General features: G+C 63.7%; 19 protein-coding genes. 13 read left to right on the forward strand and 6 right to left on the reverse strand.

Features of this window, described 5'->3' with window-relative positions:
* Positions 1-32: 32 nt before the first annotated feature.
* The 3 genes from AB6802_RS16830 to AB6802_RS16840 all read left to right on the forward strand — a co-directional run bounded on the left by AB6802_RS16830 (position 33) and on the right by AB6802_RS16840 (position 1,954).
* Positions 33-473 (forward strand): hypothetical protein, encoded by a 441-nt coding sequence (locus AB6802_RS16830; protein WP_371011261.1) that lies wholly within the window; start codon positions 33-35, stop codon positions 471-473.
* A gap of 233 nt (positions 474-706) precedes the next feature.
* Positions 707-1,084, forward strand: a complete 378-nt coding sequence (locus AB6802_RS16835) for a hypothetical protein (RefSeq protein WP_371011262.1) — start codon at positions 707-709, stop codon at positions 1,082-1,084.
* Positions 1,085-1,180: 96 nt separating this feature from the next.
* Positions 1,181-1,954 (forward strand): pseudouridine synthase, encoded by a 774-nt coding sequence (locus AB6802_RS16840; RefSeq protein ID WP_371011263.1) that lies wholly within the window; start codon positions 1,181-1,183, stop codon positions 1,952-1,954.
* Here AB6802_RS16840 and AB6802_RS16845 read toward each other — a convergent pair.
* Both AB6802_RS16845 and AB6802_RS16850 read right to left on the reverse strand, forming a co-directional pair.
* On the reverse strand, positions 1,929-2,510 hold the full coding sequence (locus AB6802_RS16845; protein WP_371011264.1) for a histidine phosphatase family protein: 582 nt from the start codon (positions 2,508-2,510) through the stop codon (positions 1,929-1,931). The two genes, AB6802_RS16840 and AB6802_RS16845, sit on opposite strands and share 26 nt — an antisense overlap.
* 125 nt (positions 2,511-2,635) lie before the next feature.
* Complete coding sequence (locus tag AB6802_RS16850) at positions 2,636-3,970, reverse strand: dicarboxylate/amino acid:cation symporter (RefSeq protein ID WP_371011265.1); 1,335 nt, start codon at positions 3,968-3,970, stop codon at positions 2,636-2,638.
* Between the two features lie 234 nt (positions 3,971-4,204).
* On the opposite strand from AB6802_RS16850, the gene AB6802_RS16855 reads away from it, so the two are divergent.
* The 3 genes from AB6802_RS16855 (at position 4,205) to AB6802_RS16865 (ending at position 7,982) form a co-directional block, all read left to right on the forward strand.
* On the forward strand, positions 4,205-6,070 hold the full coding sequence (locus tag AB6802_RS16855; protein ID WP_371011266.1) for an ATP-binding protein: 1,866 nt from the start codon (positions 4,205-4,207) through the stop codon (positions 6,068-6,070).
* On the forward strand, positions 6,067-7,422 hold the full coding sequence (locus AB6802_RS16860; protein WP_371011267.1) for a sigma-54-dependent transcriptional regulator: 1,356 nt from the start codon (positions 6,067-6,069) through the stop codon (positions 7,420-7,422). Before AB6802_RS16855 ends, AB6802_RS16860 begins: the two co-directional genes overlap by 4 nt.
* A 215-nt stretch (positions 7,423-7,637) precedes the next feature.
* On the forward strand, positions 7,638-7,982 hold the full coding sequence (locus AB6802_RS16865) for a hypothetical protein (RefSeq protein ID WP_371011268.1): 345 nt from the start codon (positions 7,638-7,640) through the stop codon (positions 7,980-7,982).
* Positions 7,983-8,037: 55 nt separating this feature from the next.
* Here the strand turns inward: AB6802_RS16865 and ggt are convergent, their stop codons facing one another.
* The 3 genes from ggt to AB6802_RS16880 form a co-directional block, all read right to left on the reverse strand.
* Positions 8,038-9,777 carry a gamma-glutamyltransferase gene (gene ggt / locus AB6802_RS16870; RefSeq protein ID WP_371011269.1) on the reverse strand — a complete coding sequence of 580 codons (1,740 nt, stop codon included), beginning with the start codon at positions 9,775-9,777 and terminating at the stop codon, positions 8,038-8,040.
* Between the two features lie 211 nt (positions 9,778-9,988).
* The gene (gene rhaI / locus AB6802_RS16875; RefSeq protein ID WP_371011270.1) at positions 9,989-11,281 is read right to left on the reverse strand and encodes an L-rhamnose catabolism isomerase; all 1,293 of its coding nucleotides are present in this window, start codon (positions 11,279-11,281) and stop codon (positions 9,989-9,991) included.
* Between the two features lie 97 nt (positions 11,282-11,378).
* Positions 11,379-13,481, reverse strand: a complete 2,103-nt coding sequence (locus tag AB6802_RS16880) for a bifunctional rhamnulose-1-phosphate aldolase/short-chain dehydrogenase (protein ID WP_371011271.1) — start codon at positions 13,479-13,481, stop codon at positions 11,379-11,381.
* Positions 13,482-13,669: 188 nt separating this feature from the next.
* On the opposite strand from AB6802_RS16880, the gene AB6802_RS16885 reads away from it, so the two are divergent.
* The 7 genes from AB6802_RS16885 (at position 13,670) to AB6802_RS16915 (ending at position 20,850) form a co-directional block, all read left to right on the forward strand.
* Entirely contained in the window at positions 13,670-14,479 is an 810-nt protein-coding gene (locus AB6802_RS16885) for a DeoR/GlpR family DNA-binding transcription regulator (protein WP_371011272.1), read from the forward strand.
* A gap of 55 nt (positions 14,480-14,534) precedes the next feature.
* A complete protein-coding gene (gene rhaS / locus AB6802_RS16890; RefSeq protein ID WP_371011273.1) occupies positions 14,535-15,530 on the forward strand; it encodes a rhamnose ABC transporter substrate-binding protein in 996 nt (331 codons plus the stop codon).
* 83 nt (positions 15,531-15,613) lie between these two features.
* Complete coding sequence (locus AB6802_RS16895; protein WP_371011274.1) at positions 15,614-17,155, forward strand: sugar ABC transporter ATP-binding protein; 1,542 nt, start codon at positions 15,614-15,616, stop codon at positions 17,153-17,155.
* Positions 17,152-18,129, forward strand: coding sequence for an ABC transporter permease (locus AB6802_RS16900; RefSeq protein ID WP_371011275.1), 978 nt, complete (start codon positions 17,152-17,154; stop codon positions 18,127-18,129). Before AB6802_RS16895 ends, AB6802_RS16900 begins: the two co-directional genes overlap by 4 nt.
* Positions 18,126-19,127, forward strand: coding sequence for an ABC transporter permease (locus AB6802_RS16905; RefSeq protein WP_371011276.1), 1,002 nt, complete (start codon positions 18,126-18,128; stop codon positions 19,125-19,127). Before AB6802_RS16900 ends, AB6802_RS16905 begins: the two co-directional genes overlap by 4 nt.
* On the forward strand, positions 19,127-19,441 hold the full coding sequence (rhaM, locus tag AB6802_RS16910) for an L-rhamnose mutarotase (protein WP_371011277.1): 315 nt from the start codon (positions 19,127-19,129) through the stop codon (positions 19,439-19,441). Before AB6802_RS16905 ends, rhaM begins: the two co-directional genes overlap by 1 nt.
* Positions 19,438-20,850 (forward strand): FGGY-family carbohydrate kinase, encoded by a 1,413-nt coding sequence (locus AB6802_RS16915; RefSeq protein WP_371011278.1) that lies wholly within the window; start codon positions 19,438-19,440, stop codon positions 20,848-20,850. Before rhaM ends, AB6802_RS16915 begins: the two co-directional genes overlap by 4 nt.
* A 273-nt stretch (positions 20,851-21,123) precedes the next feature.
* On the opposite strand, the gene AB6802_RS16920 is transcribed toward AB6802_RS16915, so the two are convergent.
* Positions 21,124-22,374, reverse strand: a complete 1,251-nt coding sequence (locus tag AB6802_RS16920) for a D-amino acid dehydrogenase (protein WP_371011304.1) — start codon at positions 22,372-22,374, stop codon at positions 21,124-21,126.
* Positions 22,375-22,379 lie beyond the last annotated feature (5 nt).

Genomic DNA, 22,379 nt, shown 5'->3' on the forward strand with positions numbered 1-22,379 from the left:
TGCAAACTGCTCTTGGGCTGTCAGGAGGAGAAATGAAAGCACGCGCGGCGACGGTCGGCGATCTGGAAGATGTTTTCCGTGACCTGTCCAAGCGAATGTCGGACGAATATGTGGCGGCCGGCAAGGACAGCAAAAGCGCTTATGACAATCTGATGATGAACCTGAAGGAAGGCCGGGCGCATGCGCTCGTCCAGGATGACAAGACCGTGGCGATCATCGCCTGGCACGAAGACGCCGATGCCGCCGACACGCTGTTTGCCGCGCGGGAGGATTTCTTCGGCGCCGCCACTGTCCGTTTCTGCAGACGGCACATCCGCCATGTCCAGGCGCTTGCCGGCAACCTGCCTATACACTCGCGCAGCTGGCTGGACAGGCCGGATGTCGCCAGGTGGTTTCGCGTGATCGGCTATGTCGAGAAAGGCCGCCAGAACGGCGCCACCCTGTTCGAGCTGCCGCCGGCCGCCAACGGCTGAAGAAAGCTGCGCCATATCCGGTGGCGTTGCCGAACATCTCGGGGCGACTTGCGCCGATCGGCGATTGGCGGGATGGTGCCGCAAGGCAGTCGGGCAAACCGGCACGCCGGATCCGTGTGGCTGCTGGAAATCGAATGTCGCGAGCTTGTTTCGCTCTCATAGCCGCTGTTGCGTTTTCAGGGACGGCGCAGGCAGGCCCGCATGGTACGCATTTGCTCGATAAGGCCGATCTCATGACGGCCTATCTTGGCGAGTCCGATCTGGTGACCGCCTATGCCACGGGCATGGCGCGCTATCGCCTTCAGTATACAGGTCAGCAGGCCGGCCTTGCGGCGCGCCTGGAACCTTGGCTTTTGCGACCTGAATTCGTCCAGCGGACATGGCGCGCGGCGGATGGCAGTCTGCTGCAGGGCTTCGCCGGCAAAGGCGGTTTTCGCCTCACCGTCGGCAACTGCCTCGCCCGGCTCTGCCTGGCCAGCGAGTGCAGCGAGGAAGGTTGGCCGGTCTATGCCTGCAGCGACGGGCGCAAGCGCAAGATGTCGGTCAAGAATTTCGTGACGGCGACTTTCGGCGGCGTCTCCTACCGGCGATTGAGTGCACCGAAGGAGTGAAGGTGGACTGCCTCACATCGGCTTGGCTGTCGAGCGGGTTGCGCCGATGTCGCCCGTCATGGCATGCGTCGCGCTCTCGAATTTGAAAGCAAAGCGTTGGCACGTCCGTCCGACAAACAACCTCACGCCCGCAAAGTCAGTCTCAACCGCGCGCTGTCCAAGCTCGGCCTGTGCTCACGCAAGCAGGCGGAACTGCTGATCGCCGAGGGACGCGTGCGCGTCGGCGGCAAGGTGGCGCGCGACCCGTCGCTGTGGGTCGATCTCGAGCGCGACAGCATCGCCATCGACGGCGAGCGCGTCATTGCCGAGCGCAAGGTCTACCTGATGCTGAACAAGCCGCGCGGGCTGGTCACCACCCGCGACGACCCGGAGGGGCGCGGCACGGTCTATGATTGTCTCGAAGGACTTGACCTGCCTTACGTGTCGCCGGTCGGCCGGCTCGACAAGGCGAGCGAAGGCCTGCTCCTGATGACCAACGACACGCGCTGGGCCAACGGGCTGCTCGACCCCGCTTCGCATGTCGCCAAGACCTATCACGTGCAGATCGCCTCCGTTCCCGATGAGGCCCTGCTCGCGCAATTTCGAAAAGGCGTTGACGCGGATGGCGAGCTGCTGGCGGCACGCTCGATCGAGCTGTTGCGCAGCGGCGGGCGAACCGCCTGGCTGGAAATCGTGCTCGACGAAGGCCGCAACCGGCAGATCCGCCGGCTGCTCGGCGCCTTCGACATCGAGGTGCTGAGATTGGTGAGGGTGGCGATCGGCGACCTGCAGCTCGGCGAGCTCGCCAAAGGCAAGGCGCGGCATCTGACGGCCGAAGAGGTGGCGATGCTTGCCTCGCGAGGGACTATTTCTGGTTCCAGCGGCGGATGACCGGCTCGGTCAGGTCGTGCTCGTAGCCGAGCACGCTGAGGCTTGCCGTATCGAGCACCAAGTGCTCCCCGCCTTCCGGCGGAAGGCCGACCCAGCGCGCCGCGAAGACCCGCAGGAAATGTGAGCTGGAGAAGATCAGCACATTGCCGGCAACAGCCCGGAGCTCGGCGATGATCGCATCGGCCCGAACGCCGACATCGGCGGCCGCCTCGCCATTTGGACAGCCGTCGCGAAACAATTGCCAGCCGGGGCGCTGTGACAGGATGTCCTTCGTCGTCACGCCCTCATAGTCGCCATAGTTCCATTCCTGCAGGTCCGACTTCTTGACCGCCCGCTCGCCGAAGCCGGCGAGACGGCAGGTGTCGAAGGCGCGCTGCGACGGGCTCGACCAGACGGCCTCAAAACTCAAGCCTTTGAGACGTTGGGCAACACCGCGCGCGGCTTCCTCGCCTTTCTCCGTCAGTGGAATGTCGGTACGGCCGGTATGCCTGCCCGAGAGGCTCCATTCAGTCTCGCCATGGCGAACCAGATAGATCTCGGGAAACGCGCTGCTCATTGACCGCCCTCACGGTTGACAATTGCGCCGGGAATCCGGCTCGCGCAACCTAAGCGGCGGCCAACAAAAAGAACAGGCCGCGGCTAAGCCGCGGCCTGCACAAGCTCGAGGGGGCCTGGAAAGGGTCAGGCGGGCTGCAGACCGCCGGACAATGCGAGGTCCGCCTCTTCCGGCAACCGGCCGGCCATGGCGGCGGCGAACTTGGTCTGGTCGAGCTCGCCTTCCCAACGCGCCACGACGATGGTCGCGACCGCATTGCCGACGAAGTTGGTCAGCGCCCGGCATTCCGACATGAAGCGGTCGACGCCGAGGATCAGCGCCATGCCGGCGACCGGCACGGAAGGCACGACCGAGAGCGTGGCGGCCAGCGTGATGAAGCCGGCGCCGGTGATGCCGGCGGCGCCCTTCGAGCTCAGCATGGCGACGAGCAGGAGCAGGATCTGGTCGCCATAGGTGAGCGGCGTGTCCGTCGCCTGGGCGATGAACAAGGCCGCCAGCGTCATGTAGATGTTGGTGCCGTCGAGGTTGAAGGAATAGCCGGTCGGAATGACCAGGCCGACCACCGAGCGGTTGCAGCCGGCACGTTCCATCTTGGCCATCAGGCCCGGCAGGGCAGCCTCGGACGACGAGGTGCCGAGCACCAGGAGCAGCTCTTCCTTGATGTAGCGGATCAGCGCCAGGATCGAGAAACCGTTGTACCATGCGACAGCGCCGAGCACGACCAGCACGAAGAGCAGCGACGTCAGGTAGAAGGTTCCGATCAGAAAGGCGAGGTTGGCGATCGTGCCGATGCCGTATTTGCCGACGGTGAAGGCCATGGCGCCGAAAGCGCCGATGGGCGCGGCCTTCATCAGGATGGCGACCAGGCGGAAGATCGGCGAGGTCAGCGCCTGCAGGAAATCGACCACCGGGCGGCCCCGCTCACCGACCAGGGCCAGGGCGATGCCGAACAGCACCGAGAAGAACAGCACCTGCAGAATGTCGCCCTGCGCGAAGGCGCCGGTGATGGTGTCGGGGATGATGTTCATCAGGAAGCCGACGATGGTCGTGTCATGCGCCTTCTCGGTGAAGGTCGCCACTTTCGAGGCGTCGAGCGTCGCCGGATTGATGTGCATGCCGGCGCCGGGCTGGATGACATTGGAGACGACCAGGCCGACAATCAGCGCCAGCGTCGAGAACACCAGGAAGTAGATCATCGCCTTGCCGGCGACGCGGCCGACCTTTTTCAGGTCGGAGACGCCGGCGATGCCGGTCGCCACCGTCAGGAAGATGACCGGCGCGATGACCATCTTGACCAGCTTGATGAAGGCGTCGCCGAGCGGTTTCAGCGAGGCGCCGAAATCGGGATAGAAATGGCCAAGCAGAATACCGGCGGCGATCGCCACCAGGACCTGGACGTAGAGATGCCGGTAAAAGGGAAGCTTGGCGTGCGGCTCCACCGCAGCGATAGCTGTCTGCATAATGTCCTCCGTTCAGCCCCGATCGAAAAGCTCGACCTCCCGGGGCAGTTGACCTCCACAGCCTCGCGGCTGCTGCGGATGCATTTGCAACAGGCGTGCCAGTTTTCGCAGCCAAGCGCCGGCCTTTGATTCTGCTTGCTTTTTCGCCTCTGCGACTCCCATCTCCGAGCCTTCAGGTGCGGTTATCCGCATAGGTCGAATTGTGCTCTGTGCGAAATCATGCACAAATGCCCCATGCTGCAACGCCCCGCCGCTGCCATCCTCTCGACGCCCGAATTGCTCGCCGGGCGGGCGCGGCGCGTCTGGCTCCTGTTCACTGCCGTGGCGCTGCTCATCGTGCTTGCAGCACTTTACGGCGCCGGCCTTTACGGCCGTTCGACCGAGATCGAGGCGCTGGCGGCGCAGGGCCGCACCGACGCCAATTTGAAAGTCGCGCTGCTGCGCGCCGTGCTCGAAAATCCGCGCGCGTTGCCGCTGCTCTTATCCGAAGACCAGCAAGTCAACGACGCGCTTTTGCAACGCAGCCCGGCTGCGATAGACGTGCTCAACCGCAAGCTCGAAGGACTGGTTTCTGGCACCAAGGCCTCGGTGCTCTATGTCACCGGCACGGATGGCTTCGCGATCGCGTCCAGCAACTGGCGCGAGCCGGTCAGCTTCGTCGGCAATGACTACGGTTTTCGCGCCTATTTCTCGGACGCGATGCACACGGGCACCGCCGAGTATTTCGCGCTGGGAAATGTCAGCAAGCGTCCTGGCCTCTACATCTCGCGGCGTGTCGACGGCGCTTCTGGTCCGCTCGGCGTCGTCGTCGTCAAGATGGAGTTCGACCAGCTCGAAGCCGACTGGCACGAGGCGAATCGCCCGGCCTATGTCAGCGATGCGCATGGCGTGGTGCTGATCACCAGCGTGCCGTCCTGGCGCTTCCTGACGACGGCGCCGCTCAACCGGCCGCTGCTCGCCGATATCCGCGCCAGCCAGCAGTTCGGCGAGGCGCCGCTGGTGCCTTTGCCGATCACCAGGCCGGAAGCGCTCTCCGCCGATGTCGCGCTGGTCCATGCCGTCACGCCGGGCGGCAGCGACGCCGAATATTTGCGACTGTCGACTGCGGTGCCGTCGACGCCGTGGCGGCTCGACTATCTCGTGCCGGCGGAAGCGCCGATCGCCGCCGCGCAGCGCGAAATGCGGCTTCTGGCGCTCGGCGTTGTCGTGCCGCTCATCGCTTTGGCCGCCTATCTGCTTTGGCGCCGGCAATCCGGCCAGATGCGGATCGCGGCCGAGCAGGCGGCGCGCGCCGAACTTGAGCGCCGTGTCGTCGAGCGCACGCAGGATCTGAGCCTGGCGCGCGACCGGCTGCAGGCCGAGATCGTCGACCACCGCAGCACCGAGGCAAAGCTGCAGGTGATGCAGCAGGAACTGGTGCAGGCCAACCGCCTGGCGACGCTCGGCCAGGTCGCGGCCGGCGTGGCGCACGAGATCAACCAGCCGGTGGCGACCATCCGCGCCTATGCCGACAACGCGCGTGTCTTCCTGGAGCGCAAGCAAAGCGCGCCGGCCGCGGAGAATCTCGGCGCGATCGCGGCGCTGACCGAGCGCATCGGCTCGATCACCGAGGAGCTGAAAGCCTTCGCCCGCAAGGGCCGCACCGCGGCCGAGCCGGTGGAATTGCGCGGCGTGATCGAAGGCGCCGTGGTGCTGCTCAGAAGCCGCTTCGCCGGCCGACTGGACGCACTGGCGATCACCTTGCCGCCGTCCACGGTCAAGGTGATGGGCAACCGGCTGCGACTGGAGCAGGTGCTGATCAACCTCTTCCAGAATGCGCTGGAAGCGCTCGAAGGCCGCGACGATGCCAAGGTGGAGGTGTCCGCCTCGGAAACCGGCAACGACGTCGCGCTTGTTGTGGCGGACAATGGTCCGGGCATTCCGCCGGCAATCCTCAAATCGCTGTTCACGCCCTTCAACACCTCCAAGGAAAGGGGCCTCGGGCTTGGCCTCGTCATCTCCAAGGATATCGTCGCCGACTATGGCGGGCGCATCGAGGTGTCGAGCAGCGGCCAGGGCACAAGTTTCACCATCCACCTTTCGAAGGCAGCCACCGCATGACGACTGGCGACCCGGCTCCGGTCATCCTGATCGATGACGACAGCGATCTGCTCAAGGCGACAACGCAGACGCTGGAGCTTGCCGGCTTCGAAGTGCTGGCCTTCTCGGTAGCCAGGCAAGCGCTCGCAACGCTCGACAGGAATTTTGCCGGCGTCGTGGTGTCGGACATCCGCATGCCGGAGATCGACGGGCTGCAGCTTTTCGACCGCGTGCTGCAGATCGATCCCGACATCCCCGTCATCCTGGTCACCGGCCATGGCGACATCGCCATGGCCGTCAAGGCGATCAAGGACGGCGCCTACGACTTCATCACCAAGCCCTTCGCCGCCGAGCGGTTGGCGCAAAGTGTTGCCCGTGCCGCCGAGAAGCGCCGCCTGGTGATGGAGAACCGCGCGCTGCGCGAGGCGGCCGAGCAGGCGCAAGAGGGCCTGCCGCTGATCGGCCAGACGCCGGCGATGGAGCGGCTGCGCCGCACGCTGCGGCAGATTGCCGACACCGATGTCGACGTGCTGGTGACCGGCGAGACCGGCTCCGGCAAGGAAGTGGTGGCTAGCCTGCTGCACCGCTGGAGCCGCCGCGCCAAGGGCAATTTCGTGGCGCTGAACTGCGGCACGCTGCCGGACACGGTGATCGAGAGCGAATTGTTCGGCCATGAAGCCGGCGCCTTCACCGGCGCGCAGAAGAAGCGCATCGGCCGCATCGAGCACTCGAGCGGCGGCACGCTGTTCCTCGACGAGATCGAAAGCATGCCGGCCTCGACGCAGGTGCAGATGCTCAGGGTGCTCGAAATGCGCGAGGTGACGCCGCTCGGCACCAATGAGGTGCGCCCGGTCGACCTGCGCGTCGTCGCCGCCGCCAAGGTCGATCTCGGCGATTCCGCCCAGCGCGGCAATTTTCGCGAGGACCTCTATTACCGGCTCAATGTGGTCACGCTGTCGATCCCGCCGTTGCGCGAGCGCCGGGACGATGTGCCGCTGCTCTTCGGCTATTTCGCCGAGCGCGCCGGCGCCCGTTTCCGACGCGCCGTGCCGGCCCCCTCCGGGGTGATCCAGCGTCATCTGCGGGACCATGACTGGCCCGGCAATGTGCGCGAATTAGCGCATTTTGCGGAGCGTTTCGTGCTCGGACTGGAGGATATTGCTGAAGCGCCTTCCCCAGCGGCGGCGGAGAATGATGCCACGATGGCGTTGCCGGAACGGCTCGATCGCTATGAGGCCGACATCATCCGCGAGACACTTGGTCGCAACGACGGCGACGTCCGGCGCACGATCGAGGCGCTCGGCATTCCACGCAAGACTTTCTACGACAAGCTGCAGCGGCACGGCATCGTTCGCAGCGATTTCTCCAGGTAGATCAAGCCTGAAGAGCGCATGATGTCGTCCGAAAACCGCTTCACACTTTTCGGCATCATGCTCTAGGAACCGCAACGCCGCTTCGCCGTTGAGATCAACCGGGAAACCGTGGCGCGCCGGCATCAGAGACGCGGCGAACGCATTGCCGCCACCGCGTTGCCGGGTTGCGCTTGGCCAGCGTTGATGATTTGTTGCCGCTCAGCGGAGAATGAGTAATGCGCGAATCCCTCGGTCAAGACGAATACGGCTCGGCCAACCCTTTCGATCCGGACGACCTGCCCAATCTGAACGCGATGGGGCCGGCGATGGGCGGCGGCAATGATTTCGAGAAATATGCCGTGGCCGTCATCATCGTGTTCGGCGCGCTGATCATTGGCGGCCTGATGGCGGCCTCGCTGTCTTTCGGCCACCGCAACGGCTTCCTGTTCGCGCTCGGCGGCGCCACCTCCGCCTGGATTTCGGGCAATGCGCTGCTGCTCGACCGGCCGCGCATCTATGCGCTGTTCGTCGGCATCGCCGCCATCCTCCTGATCGCTTCGACGCTGACGCTAGTGGTGTAACGTTACCTGAGCATGATCTTTTCCAAAACCGGTACCCACTTTTTGGGATCATGCTCTAATACCCCAGCGCTTCGCCGGATGCGGCGCGGCTGTCGATGGCGCCGTTGTAGCGCGCGCCACCGCCCTTCTCGATTTCGCTGAGGCTCTTGCCGCCGACCAGAATGCCCGCGGCCTGACCCCAGGTCTGGTCGCTCAGGTCGAGGTGGTAGCCCATGCCGGCCAGCAGCCGCTCGGTGTCCGGCGACAGCCCGTAAGGCTCGACATAGATGGTGTCGGGCAGCCATTGATGGTGGATGCGCGGCGCGTCGATCGCCTCCTGGATGTTCATGCCATGGTCGATGACGTTGACGATCGCTTCCAGCGTGATGGTGATGATGCGTGAGCCGCCGGGGCTGCCGATGACCATGAACGGCTTGCCGTCCCTGGTCACGATCGTCGGGCTCATCGAGGACAAAGGCGTCTTCTTCGGCTGGATGGCGTTGGCCTCGCCCTGGACCAACCCGTAAAGGTTGGGCACGCCGGGCTTCTGGGTGAAATCATCCATCTCGTTGTTGAGCAGGATGCCGGTGCCGTCGGCAACGACGCCGGCGCCGAAAGAGCCGTTCAGCGTGTAGGTGACGGCGACCGCATTGCCGTCATTGTCGATGATCGAGTAGTGGGTGGTTTCTTTGGACTCGCCGAAACCTTTCGGCATCAGCTCCTTCGAGACGCCGGCGCGGAACGGATCGATCTTGTCGCGGATGGCTTTGGCATAATTCTTATCGAGCAGCTTCGAGACCGGATTGTCGACGAAATCGGGGTCGCCGAGCGCCGAGTTGCGGTCGACATAGGCATAGCGCATGGCTTCGACCATGACGTGGACCGTCTCGGCCGAGCCGGCGCCGAGATAGGACAAGGGATAGCCCTCGAGCACGTTGAGGATTTCGCAGATGATGACGCCGCCCGAGCTCGGCGGCGGCGAGGAGATGATCTCATAGCCGCGATAGGAACAGGTGACGGGCTTCAGCTCGCGGACGGCATATTGCTCGAAATCGCCCTTGGCGAGGATGCCACCCTTGGCGCCGCTTGCCTTGACGATGGCATCGGCGATGCCGCCCTTGTAGAAAGCGTCCGGGCCCTTCTCGGAGATCGCCGCAAGCGAAGCGGCAAGGTCCGTCTGCACCAGCCGCTCGCCGATGCCATACGGCTTGCCATCCGGCTTCACGAAGATCGCGGCCGCCGCCGGATCCTTGGCCAGGCGGTCAGCACTACCGGCTAGCGTGGCGGCGTCGCCCTGATTGAAAACGAAGCCGTCCTTGGCCAGAGCGATCGCCGGCGCCATCAGATCCTGCCTGGACAGGGTACCGTATTTTTCGCGCGCCATCTCGAAACCGGCGACCGAACCCGGCACGCCGACGGCGAGGTAGCCGTCGAGGCTGGCGCCTTTGATCGGATTGCCTTGTTTGTCGAGATACATGGTCTTGGTCGCGGCAAGCGGCGCGCGCTCGCGGAAATCGAGGAAGGTCGTACGCCCGTCCTTGAGGCGAATGGTCATGAAGCCGCCGCCGCCGATATTGCCGGCATCGGGATAGACCACGGCCAGCGCATAGCCGACCGCAACAGCGGCATCGACGGCGTTGCCGCCTTTCTTCAAGACCTCGACGCCGATCTCGGAGGCCAGATGCTGGGCGGTCACCACCATGCCGTGCTCGCCCTTGGCCGGTTGCGACGAGGCGGCGAAGACGGCGGTGGATGGCGCAAGCGTAAAGGCGAGCGAAAGGGTGACGCCAATCAGCGTCCGACGGGTCAAGGGCATGGCGGTGCTCCTGGTGCAGTCTGCCTAGAAGAGCTACTTGGAGCGCCTGAGTCCATCATCAATATGAGCGAACACATATTGGTGTTCGCTCGCTGAGCGGTTCGCAACTTTCTCCACGTTGCAGGCACGGAATATCTTGAGAGTCGGGGGGGACAGCGCCCCCTCTGTCCTGCCGGACATCTCCCCCCACAAGTGGGGAGATCAGCTAACCTCAAACGATGCCGCCACCACCGCTTGCCACCGCCGGGCGCTCCGCCGCGACCTTCGCCCGGTAGCCGGCCTCGCGATAGGCGGCGACCGGGTCGATGGCGCCGCCGGTCTTCAGCCGAGCCATGGCCAGGATCGGCTCGACATCGGTGCGGTAAGCGGCCTTCAGCGTCTGGGTGGCCATCAACGCGTCGTCGGTCTCCTGGAAACCTTCGAGCGCCTTGCGGTCGACCAGCAGCGCCTGCGCATAGGCGCGCTGCACCTCGACCGCCGACAGCATCAGGCTTTCGATAGGATCGGTGACGTTGTGGCTCTGGTCGAGCATATGCGCCGGATTGAAGCCTTCCGCGCTAGACAACTCGGCATCGACCAGTTCGTTGAAGACCAGGAACAGCCGGTAGGGATCGATCGAGCCGGCGTCGAGGTCGTCGTCGCCATATTTGGAATCGTTGAAGTGGAAGCCGCCGAGTTTCTTGAACTGGATCAACCGCGACACGATCATCTCGATGTTGACGTTGGGCGCATGATGGCCGAGGTCGACCAGGCAGAAGGCCTTGTCGCCGAGTTCCCTGGCAATGATGTAGTTGGTGCCCCAGTCCTGCACGACGGTAGAGTAGAAGGCCGGCTCGTACATCTTGTGCTCGGTGAACAGCCGCCAGTCGTCCGGCAGGCCGGCATAGATTTCGCGCATGGCGTCGAGATAGCGCTCAAAGGCTTTTGCAAAATTGACCTGGCCGGGGAAGTTTGAGCCGTCGCCGATCCACACAGTCAGCGCCTTCGAGCCGAGCGCTCTGCCGATCTCGATGCATTCGAGATTGTGCTCGACCGCCTGGCGCCGCGTGCCGGCATCGGCATGCGACAGCGAGCCGAATTTGTAAGACAGCTTCTGGTCTTTCGCATCCGAGAAGGTGTTGGAATTCATCGCATCAAAGCCGAGGCCGAAGCGCGAGGCCGCCTGCTTCAGCCGGTTCGGATCGGCTTTGTCCCACGGAATGTGGAGCGAGACGGTCGGCGTCGCCTGGGTGAGCTGGCTGATGACCGCGCAGTCCTCGATCTTGTCGAAGATGTCGCGCGGCTCGCCGGCGCCGGGAAAACGGGCAAAGCGCGTGCCGCCGGTGCCGACGCCCCAGGACGGGATCGCCACGGCGAATTTCTCGACCTTGCCGCGGATGGCGTCGATGGCGATGCCGCGGCGGTCGAGGCGTTCACCAAGCGAGGCGTAATCGCGCTCGAGGTCGGGTTGGCGGGCGGCGTTGCTCTTTTGAACAACGTCGGCGGAAATGATGGTTTCGGACAATGCGGTTCCTCCCAAATGCGTTCCGTCGGCGCTGCCCCTCATCCGGCCCTTCGGGCCACCTTCTCCCCGTAAACGGGGAGAAGAGAGTGCTCCGCCGTCAGCGCGTAAAGCTCTGCGCGTTGCCGGCGTCGACGTTGATGATGTTGCCGGTCGATTTGGCCGACATGTCGGAGGCGAAGAAATAGATGGCTTCGGCGATGTCTTCCGGAAACACCGAACGCTTCAGCATCGAGCGCGAGCGGTAATGTTCCTCGAGATCGTCGGTCGACATCTTGTAGGCGGCGGCGCGCTGTTCTTTCCACTCGCCGGTCCAGATTTTCGAGCCGCGCAGCACCGCATCCGGATTGACGACATTGACCCGGATCTGCGCCTCAGCACCCTCCAACGCGAGACAGCGGGCGAGATGGATTTCGGCGGCCTTGGCGGTGCAATAGGCGGCGGCGTTGGGCGATGCGGCAAGGCCGTTCTTGGAAGCGACGAAGACGACGTTGCCGCCGATCTTCTGGGCGCGGAACAGCCGGAAAGCCTCGCGCGACACCAGGAAATAGCCGGTCGACAGGATGTCCATATTCTTGTTCCACAGCGCCAGCGTCGTCTCCTCGATCGGCGCCGAGGAGGCAAGCCCGGCATTGGACACCAGGATGTCGATGCCGCCGAATTCGACCGACGTTTCGGCAAAGCCCGACACGACCTGATCCTCGGAGGTGACGTTGATCAGAACCGGGCGGACGAAATCCTTGCCGTAGGCTTTCGACAGCTCGTCATTGGCGCTGGCCAGCGCGGCCTCGTCGATATCGGCGAGCACGACACAGGCTCCTTCACGCAGCAGCCGGTTGGCGGTGGCGCGGCCGATGCCGCCGGCGCCGCCGGTGACCAGCGCGATCTGCCCGGCCAGCGCCTTGGGCTTGGGCAGACGCTGCAGCTTGGCTTCTTCGAGCTGCCAGTATTCGATGTCGAAGGCTTCCTGCGCCGGCAGCCCGACATAGGACGAGACGGTGGACGCGCCGCGCATGACATTGATGGCGTTGACGTAGAATTCACCCGAAATGCGCGCCGTCGCCTTGTCGCCGGCGAAGGTGAACATGCCGACGCCGGGCATCAGATAGACGACGGCATTTGGATCGCGGATGGCGGGCGAATCCGGATGCTTGCAGCTGTCGTAATAGGCCTGGTAGCCGACACGGTATTCGGCAATGTCGTCGGCGAGGCGTGCGATGACGGCATCGACATCCGGCTTGGCCGGATCGAACTCGATCACCAGCGGCCGGATTTTTGTGCGCAGGAAATGGTCGGGGCACGAGGTGCCGAGTGCCGCCAGCGGCCGCAGGTCCTTCGAGTTGACGAACTCCAGTACGGCAGGCTGGTCGTCGAAATGGCCGAGCTTGTGGCTCGTCTCCGAAATCAGGCCGCGTATCCTTGGCATCAGCTTGGCGGCAATGGCGCGGCGCGCGGGTGCGTCGAGCGCCTTGACAACCTCGCCGCCAAAGATCGCCTTGCCTTCGGATTTCCGCTCGAACCAGTCGATCGCCTGGTTGATCACCGAGATCGTCGTTTCGTAGCATTCCTTCGGCGTGTCGCCCCAGGTGAACAGGCCATGGCTTTCGAGCACGGCGCCCTTGGCATCAGGATTCTCGAGGCAGAATTTCTCCAGCCATAGGCCGAGCTCGAAGCCCGGCCGCTTCCAAGGCAGCCAGCCGATGGCGTCGCCGAAGACTTCCCTGGTGATCGCCTGGGAATCCTTAGCGGCGGCAATGGCGATGATGGCGTCGGGATGCATATGATCGACGCAAGCCTTCGGCACATAGGCATGAAGCGGCGTGTCGATCGAGGCCGCGCGCGGGTTGAGGTTGAAGGTGCAGTGCGGGAGATAGCCGACCATCTCGTCCTCATGTGCGAGCCCGCGATAAAGACCCTTCAGCGCGCGCAGCTTGTCCATGTAGAGCGTGGCGAAACCATCCAGCTTGATCGAAGCGCTGTCGCCGCCCGAGCCCTTGACCCACAGAACCTCGACATCCGCGCCGGTGAGCGGATCCTTCTGCCAGACCTTGGACGAGGTGTTGCCGCCGCCATAGTTGGTGACACGCTTGTCGGACCCCAGCGTGTTCGAGCGATAAACCAGCAGTTCGGGACCGCTCATGCCTTCGGCTTTCGCATCGTCCCAAAGATTGGCGAGGCGCGAGCCGGAGCGCTTGTCGAGCATAGGTATCCTCCCTTGGAGCGCGCACGCCCCGCCCCTCATTTGCCGCCCGGAATGTCTACGCAAGCCGCCTCCTTGTCAATCATAAACGATCAATATCGATCATATTGCACTGCACAATGAAAATATTTGATCGGAAATGATTGACACTGCGCGCTTTCTAAGGCCTCATGCCCAGGCAGGGAGGAACCATGCACGAAAAAGAGCGCCACAGGATCATTCTGTCCGCCGTCCAGGAAAAGCCTGTGGTGACGGTGCAGGAGATGGTCGAGCTGACCGACTCCTCGGAGGCGACGATCCGGCGCGATATCGCAGCGTTGCATGTGCAAAAGCGCCTGCGCCGTGTGCGCGGCGGCGCCGAGGCGATCTCGCCGCCGCAGTTCATCGGCCTTGCCGGCCGGCCCTTCTCGGTCAACGAAACGCTCAACGCCGCGCAAAAGCGGGCGATCGCGCGGGAAGCGGTGAACCTTTGCACCGACGGCGAGCCGATCATCATCAATGGCGGCACCACCACCTTCCAGATGGTGCATTTCCTGACCGGGCGCCGCATGCCGATCTTCACCAACTCGTTTCCGATCGCCGAGCATCTGCTGAAGCATTCGAAGAACACCGTGATGCTGTCGGGCGGCACCATCTACCGCGAGCAGAACATCATCCTGTCGCCCTTCGACAACGACGTGACGCGCAATTTCTATGCGCGCCGCATGTTCATGGGCGCGCAAGGTCTGGGGCCGCTCGGGCTGATGGAAGGCGACCCGCTCTTGATCCAGGCCGAGCAGAAGCTGATCGACCAGGCCGACGAACTGGTGGTGCTGGTCGATTCCTCGAAATTCCGCCAGCGCTCCAGCCTGATCCTGTGCGGTCTCAAGCGCATCGCCACCGTGATCACCGACGACGGCATCGAGGACCGCGAGGCCAACATGCTGGAGACGGCGGGCGTGGCGCTGATCGTCGCCCGTAAGCAGTCAAACGACAAGGAAGAATCTTCACTGCAGGCCTAAGGGAAACTTACGCCCGCAGCGGCGATGGAATGCAACGCTCAAGGGAGGATATTCGATGAGCCTTTTGAAGAAACTGCTGGTTACGGCGGCCTTTTCCGCCGCCATGTTCGTGAATGCCGCCTATGCCGAAAACGTCAAGATTGCGCTCGTGGTGAAGTCGCTCGGCAACGGCTTCTTCGACGCCGCCAACAAGGGCGCCGAGGAAGCGGCCAAGGAACTGGGCGACGTCGATGTGATCTATACCGGCCCGACCAAGGCAACGGCGGAAGCGCAGATCGAGGTGATCAATTCGCTGATCGCGCAGAAGGTCAACGCCATCGCGATTTCGGCCAATGACGCCGACGCACTGGTGCCGGTGCTGAAGAAGGCGATGGAACGCGGCATCACCGTCATCTCGTGGGATTCGGGCGTCGCCAAGGAAGGCCGCCAGCTTCATCTCAACCCGTCCGACACCGGCCTGATCGGCGAGACGATCATCAAGCTCGCCGCCGACTATCTGCCGGAAGGCGGCGACGTCGCCATCCTCTCCGCATCCTCGACCGCGACCAACCAGAACGCCTGGATCGAGGCCGCCAAGAAGGTGCTGCCGGAGAAGTTCCCCAAGATCAAACTCGTCGCCACCGTCTATGGCGATGACGACTCCGCCAAGAGCACCGACGAAGCCAAGGGCTTGCTCAAGTCCTATCCGAACCTCAAGGCGATCATCGCGCCGACCACCGTCGGCGTCGTCGCCGCCGCGCAGGTCGTCACCGACGAGAACCTGATCGGCAAGGTCAACGTCACCGGCCTCGCCCTGCCGTCGGAATTCAAGAAGTTCATCGACAACGGTTCCAGCCAGGCGGTCGCGCTGTGGAACCCGATCGATCTCGGATACTCGGCGATCTATCTTGCCCATGACCTAGCGGTGAAGAAGGATGAGGCCAAGCCGGGCGCCACGCTGTCGATCGGCCGCGTCGGCAAGGTGACGCTCGACGACACCAACTCGGCCGCGATGGCGCCGCCCTTCCAGTTCGACAAGACCAACATCGAGAAGTTCTCCAAGATCTATTGATCTCGGCCCCTTCTATCTGATGCGGCGGGGCTCACGTCCCGCCGCGACTTTAAACGGATCTTGTTTCAGGGCTTGATACGGATATGGACACGACAGCCCAACATGGCACGATCAAGCAGGAGCTCTCGGCCCCTGCTCCGCGCCTGACGCTGTCCGGCATTTCCAAAAGCTTTCCCGGTGTGCGCGCGCTGCACAATGTCAGCCTGTCGCTCTATCCCGGACAGGTGACCGCGCTGATCGGCGAGAACGGCGCCGGCAAGTCGACGCTGGTCAAGATCATGACCGGCATCTACCAACCGGATTCCGGCGAGATCGGCATCGATGGACAAGTGACCACGCTGCCCAGCGCACATGCCGCCTTCGGCCATGGCATCACCGCCATTCATCAGGAAACCGTTTTGTTCGACGACCTGTCGGTCGCCGAAAACATCTTTCTCGGCCATGCGCCGCGCACCCGCTTCGGCACCATCGACTGGCGCATGATGCGCAAAAATGCGCGCGAGGTGCTGGAGACGATGCGCGCCGGCCACATCGACGCCGACGCCCGCCTGAGAGACCTCGGCATCGCCAACAAGCACCTCGTGGCGGTGGCGCGCGCGATGTCGATCGATGCGCGGATCGTCATCATGGACGAACCTACCGCCGCCCTTTCGATGAAGGAGATCGAGGAGCTTTTCCTCCTGATCGAGTTCCTGAAGAGCGACGGCAAGGCGGTGCTGTTCATCAGCCACAAGTTCGATGAGATCTACCGCATCGCCGACCGCTACACCGTGTTCCGTGATGGCGAGATGGTGGGCGAAGGCCTACTGAAGGACACCGGCCAGAACGAGATCGTGCGCATGATGGTGGGGCGTTCGGTCGACCACATTTTTCCACGGCGCGAGCCGCAGATCGGTGCGCCGGTGCTCTCGGTTTCCGGCCTGTCGCATCCGACCGAATTCGACGATATCGGCTTCGAATTGCGCAAGGGCGAGATCCTCGGCTTCTACGGGCTGGTCGGCGCCGGGCGCAGCGAGGTGATGCAGGCGATATCGGGCATCACCCGCATCAGCCGGGGTACGATTTCGCTGGAGGGAAAAGCGATTGCGCCGAAGTCCGCGGCGGACTCCATCGAAGCTGGCATCGTCTATGTGCCGGAGGAACGCGGCAAACAGGGTGTAGTGATCGGCCTGCCGATCTTCCAGAACGTGTCGCTGCCTTCGCTGGCCCGCACCTCGAAATCCGGAATGCTGCGGCTCGCAGAAGAATTTTCCCTCGCCCGTTCCTACACTGAGCGGCTCGACCTGCGCGCTTCTTCGCTCAGCCAGGATGTCGGCACGCTATCCGGCGGCAACCAGCAGAAGGTCGTCATCGCCAAATGGCTGGCCACGGCGCCGAAAGTGATCATCCTCGACGAGCCCACGAAGGGCATCGACATCGGCTCCAAGGCCGCCGTGCATGGCTTCATGGCGGAGCTGGTTTCGCAAGGCCTTTCGGTGATCATGGTCTCTTCTGAATTACCCGAGATCCTCGGCATGTCGGACCGTGTCGTGGTGATGCGCGAAGGCCGCATCGCGGCGACTTACGACAATAAGGAGCTCGATGCCGAGACGCTGGTGCGGACGGCGGCGGGGATCGCGGCATGAAGGTTTTGCTCAAATATCGCGAACTCTGGTTGCTTGCCGGCATCGTCGCTCTGATCGGCCTGATCTCGACCCGCTTCCCCGGCTTTGCCGATCCGGCGAACCTGCGCCAGGTGTTCAACGATACCTCTATCCTGATGATCCTGGCGCTGGGCCAGATGGTGGTGATCCTGACGCGGTCGATCGACCTGTCGATGGCCTCCAACCTCTGCTTCACCGGCATGGTGGTGGCGATGCTCAACGCCGCGCACCCGGCGATCCCGATCCCGGTCCTGATCGTGGTTGCGCTTCTCGTCGGCCTGGTGCTCGGCGCCATCAACGGCTTGCTGGTGTGGCGGCTGAACATCCCCTCGATCGTGGTGACGCTTGGAACGCTGACCATCTATCGCGGCGCGACCTTCGTGCTGTCGGGCGGCGCCTGGGTCAATGCCGACCAGATGAGTCCCGACTTCATCAACTTCCAGCGCGCCGCTTTCGTCGGCATTCCGGTGCTGTCGTGGATCGCGATCATCGTCATCGCGCTGTTCTTCCTGGTGATGACGCGCACAGCCGTCGGCCGCTCGATCTACGCCATCGGCGTCAACCCGACCGCCTCGGTCTATGCCGGCATCGATGTCGGCCGGACAAAATTCATCGTCTTTTGCATCTCCGGCATGATCGGCGGGCTGGCCGGCTATCTGTGGATCTCGCGCTATGTGATCGCCTCGGTCGAGGTCGCCAACGGCTATGAGCTCAACATCATCGCCGCCTGCGTCATCGGCGGCATCTCGATCGCCGGCGGCATCGGCTCGGTCGGCGGCGCGGTGTTAGGCGCGCTGTTTCTCGGCATCATTTCCAACGCGCTGCCGGTCATCAACATCTCGCCCTTCTGGCAAATGGCGATCTCGGGCAGCGCCATCATCCTGGCCGTGGTGCTCAATGCGCGCGGCGAGCGCCGGCAGGGCCGCATCATCCTGAGAAAGGTGGAAGCGGCATGACCGACACCCCTGCCCCACGCCGCATTCCCGACCGGCTCGACAAGCCGCTGTCCTCGGCGATCTTTTCCTGGGAGGCGCTGCTTATCGTCATCGCGGTTGCCATCTTCGCGGTCAACAGCTTCGCCTCGCCCTATTTCCTCGATCCGTGGTCGCTGTCGGACCTTACCTTCAACTTCACCGAAAAGGGCCTGATCGCGCTCGCCATGGCGCTGCTGATCATCTCGGGCGAAATCGATCTGTCGGTGGCCGCGATCGTGGCGCTCGCCTCGACAATGATGGGCATGGCGGTGCAGGCCGGCCCCGGCACACCGGTGCTGGTCGCGATCGGCATCGTCGTCGGGCTCGGCTGCGGCGCCTTCAACGGGCTGCTCGTCACCCGGCTCGGCCTGCCCTCGATCGTGGTTACCATCGGCACGATGAGCCTGTTCCGAGGCATCGCTTTCATCATCCTCGGCGACCAGGCCTATAAGGGCTATCCGGAGAGTTTTGCTTTCTTCGGCCAAGGCTATATCTGGTGGGTGTTCTCGTTCGAGCTGGCGCTGTTCCTCATCGCGGCCGTCATCTACTGGTTCCTGCTCCACCGCACCAGCTTCGGCCGCCGCGTCTTTGCCATCGGCAACAATCCGGTGGCGGCGCAGTTTTCCGGCGTGCGCGTCGGGCGGATAAAATTCATCCTGTTCTGCCTGACCGGGCTGATGTCGGGCATCGCCTCGGTGCTGATCACCTCGCGGCTCGGCTCGACCAGGCCGTCGATCGCGCAGGGCTATGAGCTGGAGGCCATCACCATGGTGGTGCTGGGTGGCGTTTCGATCCTCGGCGGCGCCGGCAGCATTCTGGGCGTCGTGCTTGCCGCCTTCATCATGGGGCTGGTGACCTTCGGCCTCGGCCTGCTCAACGTTCCTGGCATCGTCATGTCGATCTTCATCGGCCTCTTGCTGATCATCGTCATCGCGCTGCCTATCGTCTGGCGGCGGCTGCGCGAAGGACGCTTCGCCTGATGCAGAAATACGCCTTCAAAATGAAGCTCAATGCGGGCATGAAGGCCGAGTACAAGCGCCGCCACGACGAGATCTGGCCTGAGCTGGTGGCGCTGCTGAAAGAGGCCGGCATCTCGGATTATTCGATCCATCTCGACGCGGAAACCAACATCCTGTTCGGCGTATTGTGGCGGCGTGACGACCACGGCATGGCCGACCTGCCGAAACATCCGGTGATGCAGCGCTGGTGGGCGCATATGGCCGATGTCATGGAGACCCGGGACGACAACGAACCGGTGGCGGTGCCGCTGGAAACGATGTTCCATATGGAATGAGCACGCCTCAAACCATCGCCGTCATCGACATCGGCAAGACCAACGCCAAGGTGGCGCTGGTCGACCTAGCGACGCTGGACGAGGTCGCGTTGCGCCGCAAGGCGAACGCGCCACTGCGGCAAGCGCCTTACCCGCATCACGACGTCGAGGCGCTGTGGACGTTCATCCTCAACAGCCTGGCTGAGCTCAACCGCGAACGCCGCATCGACGCCATTTCGATCACCACGCACGGCGCGACGGGCGCGTTGGTCGACGCCGCCGGCGAACTGGTGCTGCCGGTGCTCGATTATGAGTACGATGGCCCGGAGCGGTTGGCCACCGAGTATGACGCGGTCCGTGCGCCGTTCGCCGAGACCGGCACGCCACGCCTGCCGGCAGGCCTCAATCTCGGCGCGCAGTTCTTCTGGCAACAGCAGCGTTTTCCGGCGGAATTTGCCAAAGCAAGCGCGATGCTGATGTATCCGCAATACTGGGCGCTACGGCTGAGCGGCATTGCCGCCAACGAGGTGACCTCGCTCGGCTGTCACACCGATCTATGGAACCCCTGGAAAGCGGATTTCTCGTCGATGGTCGACCGCCTGGATTGGCGCCGGCTGATGGCCCCGGTGCGGCTGGCCAAGGACCGGCTCGGCCCGATCCTGCCCGCGCTCGCCGCGCGGACCGGCCTCGATCCGCGGACACCGGTGCTGTGCGGCCTGCATGATTCCAACGCCTCGCTGCTGCCGCATCTCCTGGCCGACGCGCCACCGTTTTCGGTCGTCTCAACCGGAACCTGGGTGGTGTCGATGGCCGTCGGCGGCAAGAAAATCGAGCTCGATCCGGCGCGCGACACGCTGGTCAACGTCAATGCGCTCGGCGACCCTGTACCGTCGGCGCGCTTCATGGGCGGGCGCGAATTCTCGCTGCTCACCGACGGCAAGCCGCAGGTCTGGAACGACAGCGACATCGCCGCCGTGTTGACGCGCCGGGCCTTGCTTCTGCCCTCCACGCAACAAGGCTCCGGACCTTTCCCGCATCGCACCGCGCAATGGGTCGATGCCGATGCCCTAAGCCCCGGGCAACGCTTCGCCGTTATCTCATTCTATCTGGCACTGATGACCGCGACCTGCCTGGAACTGATCGGCGGCGACGGGCCGACGACGGTCGAGGGGCCTTTCGCCCAGAACCAGCCTTTCATCCTCATGCTGGCGGCAGCGACCGGACGGCCGGTCATCGCATCGGAAACGTCGACTGGCACCAGCATTGGTGCGGCGCTGCTGGCGGAGGCCGACGGTGAGGCGATTGGCAAGGGCGCGCAGAGGGAAGCTCCGATCAATTCAGCCTTTGGCGACTATGCAAAGGCTTGGCGCACGGCGAGCAATCATGCGAATGATCCTGACAGCAATGTTAGCCAACAGACATCCGCATGACTGCTTTCAGTGGGGAAACCCGAGCCATCGTATGCGATCACGTCTTCCGCGCGGATAGGCCGGCCAACTTGGTTGTCCGCCACTTCGACGGCGAGTGGCAGCTCACATGCGGGGAACATGACCATCCAGCCGACTGCTCCGATTTTCAGGTGGTAGGTCTCGGACACATCGCAGCAAGGCAAGGCAACCTGCAGCAGGTTGCCGACCTCGAAACAGGATGGCTTGCCGAATGGTTAGCCGGTGAGTGGATGCGAAGCCGGCACGACGGCTAAATCACCTGGAGTAAAGCAACCCCTGCGGATCGATCTGCGGCTTCCGCCCGGCAACGACGTCCGAGAGGAACTGTCCTGAACCGCAGGCCATGGTCCAGCCGACATGGCCGTGGCCGGTATCGAGATAGAGATTCTTGTATTTCGCCCGACCGATCACCGGCACCGAGTTCGGCATCATCGGCCTCAATCCGGCCCACAGCACGGCTTTCTTCTCGTCGAAAGCGCCGGGGAACAGATCCTTGCCGGTTTCCAGGATGGTCCTGAAATCGCGCGGCTTGAAGCTGCGGTCGAAGCCAGTGAATTCGGCCGTCGAGGACATGCGCAGGCGATTGCCCAGTCGCGAATAGCCGATCAGCCGATCCTCGTCGGCGCCGCCCATGGTCGGTCCCTTGCTTTCGTCTTCCAGCGGAATGGTCGCGGTGTAGCCTTTCACCGGATAGACTGGCAGGTCGATGCCGTAGCGGCGGCCGAGCAGGCCGCTTTCAGGCCCCATCGCAATGACCACCACGTCGCCCGCGACTGGACCAGCCGAGGTCATCACGGCGCGCACCCGGTCGCCCTCGATGTTGAGGCCTTGGACCGTCGTGCCAAACAGGAATTTTACGCCAAGCTTCTCGGCCGCATAGGCGGCCAGATTGTCGGTGAACCGCTTGGAATCGCCAGTCTGGTCGATCGGCGAATAAATACCGCCGGCGATCTTGTCCTTGACGCCGGCCAGCCCCGGCTCCAGTTCGGCCAAGCGCTCGCGGCCGACGATCTCGATCGGCAGGCCATGCTCGGCCAGATAGCGGTAATTGTCGGTGCCGTGGTCCAGGCTCTTTTGCGAGCGGAAGAAGTACAGGATGCCCTTCTTGCGCTCGTCATAGTGGATGCCGGTCGCGTCCGACAAGGCGTTGATGCACATGCGGGAATGGAGTGCCAGCCTGAGCTTGACGTCGGTGTTGGCGCGCAGCCGCTTGACCGTGCATTCGCGCAGGAAGCGCAGGCTCCAGGCATAAAAATATGGATCGAGGCTGAGCCTGACCTTGATGCCTAGATCGTGGTTCCAGAGCCCGCGCAGGAAGGTCTTCAGTGCTGCGGGCGAAGCCCAGGCTGTCGCATCGCCCGGCGATACCAGTCCGGCATTGGATTGGCTGGTGCCGCGCGCCACGGCTTCGTGACGCTCGATCACCGTCACCTCATGGCCGTCGGCGGCCAGGTAATACGCAGCCGCCGTGCCAACCACACCGGCGCCAAGCACCACGATTTTCATGCCGT

Source organism: Mesorhizobium sp. RCC_202 (assembly GCF_041355295.1).
GTDB lineage: Bacteria > Pseudomonadota > Alphaproteobacteria > Rhizobiales > Rhizobiaceae > Mesorhizobium.

Coding starts and splice junctions, on each gene's coding strand:
- AB6802_RS16895 (WP_371011274.1), top strand. CDS start 15,614: ATGGACACGACAGCCCAACATGGCACGATCAAGCAGGAGCTCTCGGCC.
- AB6802_RS16915 (WP_371011278.1), top strand. CDS start 19,438: ATGAGCACGCCTCAAACCATCGCCGTCATCGACATCGGCAAGACCAAC.
- AB6802_RS16865 (WP_371011268.1), top strand. CDS start 7,638: ATGCGCGAATCCCTCGGTCAAGACGAATACGGCTCGGCCAACCCTTTC.
- ggt (WP_371011269.1), bottom strand. CDS start 9,777: ATGCCCTTGACCCGTCGGACGCTGATTGGCGTCACCCTTTCGCTCGCC.
- AB6802_RS16905 (WP_371011276.1), top strand. CDS start 18,126: ATGACCGACACCCCTGCCCCACGCCGCATTCCCGACCGGCTCGACAAG.
- AB6802_RS16885 (WP_371011272.1), top strand. CDS start 13,670: ATGCACGAAAAAGAGCGCCACAGGATCATTCTGTCCGCCGTCCAGGAA.
- AB6802_RS16845 (WP_371011264.1), bottom strand. CDS start 2,510: ATGAGCAGCGCGTTTCCCGAGATCTATCTGGTTCGCCATGGCGAGACT.
- AB6802_RS16920 (WP_371011304.1), bottom strand. CDS start 22,374: ATGAAAATCGTGGTGCTTGGCGCCGGTGTGGTTGGCACGGCGGCTGCG.
- rhaS (WP_371011273.1), top strand. CDS start 14,535: ATGAGCCTTTTGAAGAAACTGCTGGTTACGGCGGCCTTTTCCGCCGCC.
- AB6802_RS16900 (WP_371011275.1), top strand. CDS start 17,152: ATGAAGGTTTTGCTCAAATATCGCGAACTCTGGTTGCTTGCCGGCATC.
- AB6802_RS16850 (WP_371011265.1), bottom strand. CDS start 3,970: ATGCAGACAGCTATCGCTGCGGTGGAGCCGCACGCCAAGCTTCCCTTT.
- AB6802_RS16880 (WP_371011271.1), bottom strand. CDS start 13,481: ATGCTCGACAAGCGCTCCGGCTCGCGCCTCGCCAATCTTTGGGACGAT.
- AB6802_RS16835 (WP_371011262.1), top strand. CDS start 707: ATGACGGCCTATCTTGGCGAGTCCGATCTGGTGACCGCCTATGCCACG.
- AB6802_RS16855 (WP_371011266.1), top strand. CDS start 4,205: ATGCTGCAACGCCCCGCCGCTGCCATCCTCTCGACGCCCGAATTGCTC.
- AB6802_RS16860 (WP_371011267.1), top strand. CDS start 6,067: ATGACGACTGGCGACCCGGCTCCGGTCATCCTGATCGATGACGACAGC.
- AB6802_RS16830 (WP_371011261.1), top strand. CDS start 33: ATGAAAGCACGCGCGGCGACGGTCGGCGATCTGGAAGATGTTTTCCGT.
- rhaM (WP_371011277.1), top strand. CDS start 19,127: ATGCAGAAATACGCCTTCAAAATGAAGCTCAATGCGGGCATGAAGGCC.